The 1,369-nt window shown below is 60.5% G+C and carries 2 protein-coding genes; both read left to right on the top strand.

Going from position 1 to position 1,369, the window contains the following annotated elements; genetic code table 11:
* Positions 1 to 948: epoxyalkane--coenzyme M transferase (locus tag ACQY6C_RS14775; protein WP_427970052.1), on the top strand; the 948-nt coding region annotated here is incomplete at its 5' end.
* Between the two features lie 62 nt (positions 949 to 1,010).
* The coding region (locus ACQY6C_RS14770; protein ID WP_427970050.1) for a TonB-dependent receptor plug domain-containing protein at positions 1,011 to 1,369 on the top strand (359 nt) is incomplete at its 3' end.

Below are 1,369 nucleotides of genomic sequence, written 5' to 3'. Positions count from 1 at the left end.
GACGGCGAATTGGGCAAGGTCGGCTATTCCACCTACATTACCGAGCGCCTTTCCGGTTTTGGCGGTGACGTCCCGCGCAAGCCCGCGCTCGATCTCGCACCCATGCCGGAGCTTCGCAAGAAGCTCGCGGCGATCATGGGTGATCAGGAATTCGTTCGCGCGGCCTGCGTGGACAAGGTCGAACTGGTCAATCTCGAACCGTGCCATGAAGACATAAGGCGCTTCTCCAAGGCGCTGGAAGGAAAGGATGTGCGCGGCTTCATGAATGCGGCCTCGCCCGGCCTGATCACCGCATTCCAGCCAAACCAGTACTACAAGACGCATGAGGCCTATCTGGCCGATCTGGTCGATGCCATGCGGCCCGAATATGAGGCGATCGCGGCGGCCGGTTTCGACCTGCAGCTCGATTGCCCCGATCTCGCCATGAGCCGCCACACCGGATACCAGGACGCGAGCGAAGAAGAATTCCTCAAGATCGCAGCCGCCAATGTCGAAGCGCTCAATGCGGCCACCGCGAATATCCCGGAAGAACGCCTGCGGATGCATGTGTGCTGGGGCAATTACGAAGGGCCCCACGATCACGACATCCCGCTCGAACGCGTGGTCGATGTGATCATCGGCGCGCGGCCATCGACCATCCTGTTCGAAGGGGCCAACCCACGGCATGAGCATGAATGGACCGTGTGGCGCGACACCAGACTGCCCGACAGCAAGGTTCTCGCGCCCGGCGTGATCGACACCTGTTCCAACTATGTCGAGCACCCCGAGCTGATCGCGCAGCGGCTGGAAAGGTTCGTCTCCATCGTCGGGATCGATCGCGTCATCGCATCGACAGACTGCGGTTTCGGAACCTTTGCCGGATACGGAAAGATCGATCCGCAGGTCACCTGGAAGAAGTTGAAAGCCTTGCGTGAAGGCGCAGATCTGGTCGCAGATAGGTCTGGCTGAAACACAAGAAAATCAAGGGAATGCATCCGAAAATCGGAGCATGTCAGAGGAGGAGAGAGGAAATGACAATCAACAAGCGAGCACTGCTGCTTGCGTCAGCGCCAATGGCGATGGCCGCGACAGCTTCCCCCGCAATGGGGCAGTCAGAGAACGGCGCGGAGGCTCAATCCGCTCCTACGCCAACCAACGAAATCATCGTCACGGCCCAGTTCCGTGAACAGAACCTGCAGGACACCCCGCTGGCGATCACCGCCATGAATGCGGAATTGCTGGAGGCCCGCAGCCAAACCAGCGTCGAGCAGGTCGCCGCACAAGCACCAAACGTCACGCTGACGCCGCAGGGCCAGCAGAACGGTAGCGGCATGATCGCCTATATCCGCGGCGTCGGGCAGAACGACTTCAACTTCGCGCTCGAACCGGG

The sequence above is a fragment of the Altererythrobacter sp. genome (assembly GCF_050299635.1).
GTDB lineage: Bacteria > Pseudomonadota > Alphaproteobacteria > Sphingomonadales > Sphingomonadaceae > Erythrobacter.
The sequence above is the reverse complement of the archived record's forward strand: the minus strand, read 5'-3'. Positions and strand labels throughout refer to the sequence as shown.